We start from the raw sequence: 6388 nt of genomic DNA on the forward strand, positions 1-6388 counted from the left end.
CGCACGAGGAAGACCAGCGTCGTGTAGGCCGCCGCGATCAGGTAGCTCTCCACGTTCACGTAGACCAAGCCGATGTAGTAGCGGAAATCCTTGGTCGGGCGATGGCTGCCGGCGCTGGCCTGCACCGAGGCATCGCGTATCCAGTCCAGCAGGCCGCTGTTCACGAACAGCCAGTCGTAGCCCTGCTCGACCAGCCGGTGCGCGGTGCGCCCCGGTTCCTGCACCAGCGCGCTGCGCGTGAAGTGCGTGGAGAGCTGATCCAGCTCGTAGTGCAGCATGCCCTGCGCGTGGCGCCAGCCCTGATCGGGCCAGAAGAAGTGCATGCCGACGCACTCGATCAGGATGCACAGCAGCAGCGCGCCGCACAGCACGCCGAAGAAGCGGAATGGCAGCGTGACCAGGCCGGCGATCAGCCCCTGCTGTCGTTGCTGCTGGCGCTGGGCCGCAACGGCCGGATCGCTCATGCTTCGGCCTCTTCAGCGGCGGCCATCTGCTTGAAGTCGTCCAGCAGGTCGTCGGGCAGCGCCTTGTCCTGCAGGCCGGGAATGCCTTGGTTCTCCCACCAGTCTCCTGCCTCGACGTAGTGCTGTCGCATGTAGCCGGCCAGCTCCTGCAGATCCTTCGGCATGGCTTCGTCGGGATCGGGTGCCGGCAGCGGCATGCGGACTTTCCAGAGGTTGCCACCCTCGGTCAGCGCGAAGCACTGCCCCTTGGGCAGCGCCACCACATGCGCCGGCTCGATCAGCGGCACGCTGTTGCTGCTGATGCGGTCCTGGGTGTTGGACGTGAAGGCGGTAGTGCCGCGCGGGTCGGAGCTGTCGGTGGCGCCGCTCATCAGTGCCGTGGCGTACACCTCGACCTTGGGCAGTTGTCGCGTCAGCAGTTCGGCGGTGGCGGTCTCACGCACGCGCAGCATGAACAGGTTGTTGAAGTTGCCGACCACCTGGCCGGCCTTGGCACGGTTGCCGATGCGCGCCTCGATGTCGCTCAAGGTCTGCGTGTAGGCCGTCACCTGTACGCCGGCACCGCCGCCCTTGTTGACCATCGGAATGAACTCGTCGCCCATGAGTTCATTGAATTCGTCGGCGTGGACGTTGATCGGAATCTTGGTGCCCGCCGCGGCGCCGGGTAGCCCGTCGTCGATGCCGAACTTGTAGATGTGACCGGCGACCGAGACCAGATCGCTGAACATCGAGTTGCCCACCGCCGCCGCGACTTCGGCGTCGGACAGCGCATCCAGCCCCACGTAGACCACCGCGCGTTTGCGGATGACCTGCATCCAGTCGAAGATCGGCCGCGGGTCGGACAGGTCGGAATAGTTCGGTGCGAGCAGTTGCGCGATCTTGCCGGTGGTGAGCTTCTCCAGCAGCGGCAGCAGCGAAGCGACGATCTTGTCGAAGTAGGTCCGGTCGTAGCGCACGGCGCTGCGCAGGCCGTCGAGCACCGGGTCATAGACGCGCACTTGGGACAGGTACTGTTCGAGGGCCACCACGCGCTTCTCGCGCCCGATCATGTTGCGCGGGATGTTCTTGTCGTTCAGCTTCGCTTCGAGCTGGACGATGACCTCCCAGGCCTTCGGCTCGTTCTTGGCGAAGTAGTGCTGGGCGTACTCGATGAACAGCGCGTCGATGTTGATGACGTGGCGCTGGATCAGCAGGTAGTCCGGCCGCTGCCCCAGCTCGACCAGGGCACGGGCGATGATGTTGACGAAGCGCCAGGCGAACTCGCGGAACGCGGCGCTGTTGCCTTCGCCCGAGAGCTGTCCGGCGATGCGCGTGGCCACCTCGGAGATCCGCCCGAACCGGCCCACAGCGTTGTAGCGCGCCGAGATGTCCGGCCAGCCCAGATGGAACACGTAGAACTCGCCTTCGCGCCCGGCACGCTTGGCTTCGACGTACATGCGCTTCAACAGGTCCGCATCGCCCTTGGGGTCGAAGACGATCACCACCTCATGCTCGCCGCGGACCTTGCGGCGGATGTCCTGGGTGATGAACAGCTCGGCCAGCCGCGTCTTGCCCACGCGCGTGGTCCCCAGCACCAGGGTGTGCCCGACGCGCTCGCCCAGCGGCAGGGTGACGTCGACCTCGTGCGGCTCGATGCCGTGCAGGCGCGGCATTCCGCCGAGCGGCGGCAGCGGCCGCGCCAGGTTGAGCGGGCTGTCCCAGGCCAGCGCGCGCGCCAGCTTCGAGACGGGAAAAGGCGCGAACTCAAGCCGCTCCTCCAGCCGCCGGGCGGCCCGGTAGATCGCCGTCGGCTCGACATAGCGGCGGAACTCCGGCCGGTAGGTCTGCATCAGCCGGTGCGTGTGCCGCTGCTCCCAGCGAAAGCCCCGGCCGACGAACAGCCGTTGCTGACTCACCGGTACGTCGCGGCTGGTCATCACGTAGCGCGGCAGGCGGCGGATGTTGCGGCGATAGCGCAGGATCGCCCAGGCATCGCGCAGGCGAATCGCGCCGAAGGTCAGGAAAGCCAGCGCCGAGCCCAGGCCAAGCAGCGGGTTCAGCGCAAGCGACCACGGTGCCACCAGGCACAGAATCGCGGCGCCGGTGCAGACCACCACGGTGTAAAGCTCCACCGCTGGCCGCAGCAGCACCTCGACCGCATGCGGTTGGGCCATTGGCGCACCTACTGCTCGATGCCGGTGGACGTGATGAGCACCGGGTAGTGGCGCAGGCCCAGGCGCTGGGCCAGGTCGTCGCCGGAGGCCGGCGAGAGTGTCACGCCGGGAGCCAGCCTGCGCAGCGCCGTCAGCGCGGCCATCGACTCCACGTTGACCACCAGGCCCACGGCCTGCAGCTCTCGCAGCGCCGCCTGCCGCTGCCGCAGCCAGGCGCGCGAACGCTCGTCGTCGCCGATCAGGAACAGCGCCGTCAGGCCCGGCGCCCGGATGACGCGGCGCTGCACCTCGCCCGGCGACAGTTGTGTCGAGCGCACCGGCAGCATGGCGGCTTCGGCGTCGGCCGCGTTGCCCACGCGAGGGGCCGGCATCGAGGTCGGCGGTGCGGACTGATCCGGCTGGGGATTCAGGGACTGGTAGTACGGCAGCGCGGAGGTGCCGCCGCGGTCTTCGACGATGATCAGCGGCGCGGAGGCGGTCTGGGCGAAGACGGTGGTCGTGGACAGCAGCCCGATGGCGGCGATGAGGACGATGTGGTTCATGGCGTGGTGGCCTGGAGGGTTGGAACGGGAACGCTGGGGTCGAGCACGCGGGTCAGGTGCCGATGCACACTGCGCCGGTAGCGCGCCGCGGGTGCCCCGCCGGCGGGCCGGTGGTAGCGGCCGATGGCAAGCAGCCAGTCCTCGCCCGGCGTGTGCTGTTCGCGCAGGATTTCCGCGGCGATGGCGAGGTTGCGGTATGGGTCCAGCAGCTCGCAGGGCTGCGTGTAGCGATGCGTGTGGTAGCCGAGATTGACTTGGCCGAGGCCGGCGTCGATGCGATTGGCCGGCGTATGGGCGAGCGCCCGGCGCAGCCCCGCGCAGGCCTCGGCGCGGGTGACGTAGCGCTGCGGCGTGCCGGCGACGTTGAGCGTCCACGGCCAGGGGATCAGGCGCCCGCGCAGCATGGCGCCGCTCTCCTGCAAGGCCACCGCATACAGCACCGCCGCCGGCACTTCTGCACGATGCGCCGCCAGTTGATAGGCCGGCGGCGGCACTTCCCGCGCCAGGGCGGCCAACGCCCAGCCGCCGGTGGTGAGCAGCAGCACGGCGCTGGCGCAGCGGACGGCGACGCGGGATGGCCGACGCCTCCGGCCCGGAGTACCTATTGCCGCTGCCATTGGCCGTTCACCTCGCGCACCACGGCCGGCAGATCGCCCGGCAGGCCGAGCGACAGCCAGCGCCCCGCATCGTGGTTGAGCGTGATGGTGCGGGCGCGCACCCTGGCCGGGTCGATGCCCGCCTGGGTGGCCCACTGCCGGATGCGCGCGTCGTCCTGACGGCTGCCGACCATGTAGAGGTCGAAGGCCGTGCCGGCCGCCTGCAACTGCTGCACGCGCTGCGCGCACGGTGTGCAGTCGGCCTTGACGAAGACCGCCAGGCGTCCGGAGCCGGTGTTGCCGGCACCCTGCGCCTTGGCGCCGGGCAGACTCACGCGCGGCTGGCCGGGAAACAGACGCTGCCACGCCGCGTCGTAGGCCCTCTGGTAGGCCAGCGTCTTGCCGACGCGCCGGGCCTCGGCCTGCACCTGTAGCTCCGCGTAGCGCCTGCGCTCCTCCTCGCTGCGGGCCTCGATGCCCAGCGCCGTGAGCGGATCGAGCTGGGGCGAATAGACCCCGAGCGGCCCCTGCATCAGTTGCCGGTAACGTGCCCACTCCTCGGAGCGAAGTCCCCACTCCCGCGCCTGCCTCTCGTCGAGCGCGGCATCAGCGCCCGGCTGCACCTGGGCGGGCACCATGCGCGAGTTCGTCACCGGGGCCGGCTGGGCGGATGCGCCGAAAGCGGCGAACAGGACGACGGCAGCGAGCAACGGCCGCAGGATCATGGCGACCTCCTACGGCACCGCGACGCGCTGCGTCTGGCCGTTCACCTGGAACACGCCCGCCTGCGCCTCGATGGACTGCAGTTGCCAGCCGCCCTCGGCATCGCCCTCGCGCAGCAGCCGGGCGCCCGCGAGCGAGGCCGTGGCGGCGGAGGTGATCGACAGAAAGCGCTCGCCTCCCCGCAGCTCCACGCCGAGCACCCGGAACGGCGGCTCCGGCACCTTGGGCTTCGTCGCAACCGGAGCGCGCGGGCGAGCGGCGGATGCCACCTGCCGGGTCTTCTCCAGGCGGGTTTCAATTCCGTTCACGCGTGCCTGCAGCGTCTGCAGGTCGATGGCCAGGGCCCTCGCCTCATCGTCCTCTTCGAGGCGCGTCATCCGTTCGTCCAGCGCCTGCCGCGCGGTGGCGAACTCGGCCTGGCTGATCGGCGCCGGCCGGCGCTTGTCCGCATCGGCCTGTTGTTCGAGATCGGCCATGCGCAGGCCCAGCGCCTTGACCTGCGCATCCTGCGCGCTGCCCTGGGTCTGTTCGGCGAGCCGCGACAGGCCGACGCTGTTGATGACTGCCACGGCACTGATGAGCAGCAGCCAGAAGGCCGCGGCGATCTTGAGCCAGCGCGTGCGGGAATTGCGCTCGGATGGCGCTTGGGGAAAGGTCATGGCTGCATCTCCTCGGGCCGGTCGGCGTCCGGCACGGGCGTGGCGGCGCCGGGCGGGTTGGCGGAAAGCGAGATGGGGGCACCGTGCCGGCTGAAGCAGACCTGGCGGGTCAAGTCATCGACCGACAGCTCCCAGGCGGGGCCGGCAAGGGTCAGCAAGGCATCGCGTAGCATCAGCGGGCCCAGGCGCAGGTGTGCGGCGGGCAGCGGCAGCGCGTAGAGCGATGCGGCCTCGGCCGCATCGCAGAGCCGGTAGCCGGAGCGCAGGAGCACATGGCGCATTGCATCGCCCACGCTGGCATCGAGCATGGGCGGAATCGAGACCTCCACCGCCTGCTGCAAGAGATCACGCTGCGCGGGCTCCGGCACCAGCTCGACCAGGGTGTAGCGGCCGTAGCGGGCCACCGGAACGAAACCTGGCTCCGGCGCGACGGCGGTTGGCGATGCGGCCGGCACCGCTGGCGCAGACGGTGCGGCGGTCGTGGCGCAGCCGGCGGCCAACAGGCTGCCGGCCAGCAAGCCAGCGACGAGGGCCAGGCGGTGAACAGCGCGGATGGGTGGTTGCATGGAGGGCGCTTCCCTGGAACACGGAGCGCTCACCATCGCCGCCGCTTGGCCTGCGGGCAGCAAACAAAACGCACTGACGCCCGCCCGAATACATGGCGGGGCGGCGCCATGAACTGTCATACGCCCAAGAAAAACGGCCCCGAAGGGCCGTGGAAAGAAGCCGGCGACCCCGAGGGGCCGCCGGCATGGGTACATGGATCAGGCCGTGACAAGCTGCCGGGCCAGGGCGACCTCGACGGAATCACCATCCTGGTTCAGAACATCCAGGCCCGACTCGGGTACGTCTCCCGACGTGCTTTGCGAGACCATGATCTTCTTGGCCATCAACCCCAGGCAGGTCATCTGCGAGGAGTTGGCGTAGCCCAGGTAGATCACGCGCACCGGCTGCTTCTGGCCGATGCGCCATGAGCGCCGGGCGGCCTGCTGCAGCGAGTACACGTTGTAGCCCGACTGGAGGAACACGATGGTCGGGAACTCCAGCAAGTCCAGGCCGGTTTTCACCAGCTCGGGATTGGTGATGAGCACGTCGATGCCGCGGTCCAACTGCTCGGCGATCCAGTCCTCGCGGCGGGAGGCATCCACGCTCGCGCGCAGTACCGCCACCTTGAAGCCTTCCTGCTCCAGCAGCACCTTCAAACGCGACGTGGTGTCGCGCGTGCCGGTGTAGACCGAATAGACCAGGGTC

The 6388-nt window shown here is 69.3% G+C and carries 8 protein-coding genes; all 8 read right to left on the reverse strand.

Annotation, left to right across the window (positions count from 1 at the left end; genetic code table 11):
• On the reverse strand, nt 1–464 hold a 464-nt coding region (locus tag CYU89_RS17970), incomplete at its 3' end, for a TIGR03747 family integrating conjugative element membrane protein (RefSeq protein ID WP_296282908.1).
• Nucleotides 461–2617, reverse strand: a complete 2157-nt coding sequence (gene traD, locus CYU89_RS17975) for a type IV conjugative transfer system coupling protein TraD (protein ID WP_296282909.1) — start codon at nt 2615–2617, stop codon at nt 461–463. The genes traD and CYU89_RS17970, both read right to left, overlap by 4 nt.
• An 8-nt stretch (nt 2618–2625) precedes the next feature.
• Complete coding sequence (locus tag CYU89_RS17980; protein ID WP_296282910.1) at nt 2626–3159, reverse strand: integrating conjugative element protein; 534 nt, start codon at nt 3157–3159, stop codon at nt 2626–2628.
• On the reverse strand, nt 3156–3776 hold the full coding sequence (locus CYU89_RS17985; RefSeq protein WP_263889931.1) for a lytic transglycosylase domain-containing protein: 621 nt from the start codon (nt 3774–3776) through the stop codon (nt 3156–3158). Before CYU89_RS17985 ends, CYU89_RS17980 begins: the two co-directional genes overlap by 4 nt.
• Nucleotides 3761–4480, reverse strand: a complete 720-nt coding sequence (locus CYU89_RS17990) for a TIGR03759 family integrating conjugative element protein (protein ID WP_194498148.1) — start codon at nt 4478–4480, stop codon at nt 3761–3763. Before CYU89_RS17990 ends, CYU89_RS17985 begins: the two co-directional genes overlap by 16 nt.
• A 9-nt stretch (nt 4481–4489) precedes the next feature.
• On the reverse strand, nt 4490–5137 hold the full coding sequence (locus CYU89_RS17995) for a hypothetical protein (RefSeq protein ID WP_033990371.1): 648 nt from the start codon (nt 5135–5137) through the stop codon (nt 4490–4492).
• The gene (locus tag CYU89_RS18000) at nt 5134–5703 is read right to left on the reverse strand and encodes a PilL N-terminal domain-containing protein (protein ID WP_194498150.1); all 570 of its coding nucleotides are present in this window, start codon (nt 5701–5703) and stop codon (nt 5134–5136) included. Before CYU89_RS18000 ends, CYU89_RS17995 begins: the two co-directional genes overlap by 4 nt.
• A gap of 198 nt (nt 5704–5901) precedes the next feature.
• On the reverse strand, nt 5902–6388 hold a 487-nt coding region (locus tag CYU89_RS18005), incomplete at its 5' end, for a helicase-related protein (RefSeq protein ID WP_296282911.1).

This window comes from Pseudoxanthomonas sp., from assembly GCF_002863005.1.
Classification (GTDB): domain Bacteria; phylum Pseudomonadota; class Gammaproteobacteria; order Xanthomonadales; family Xanthomonadaceae; genus Pseudoxanthomonas_A.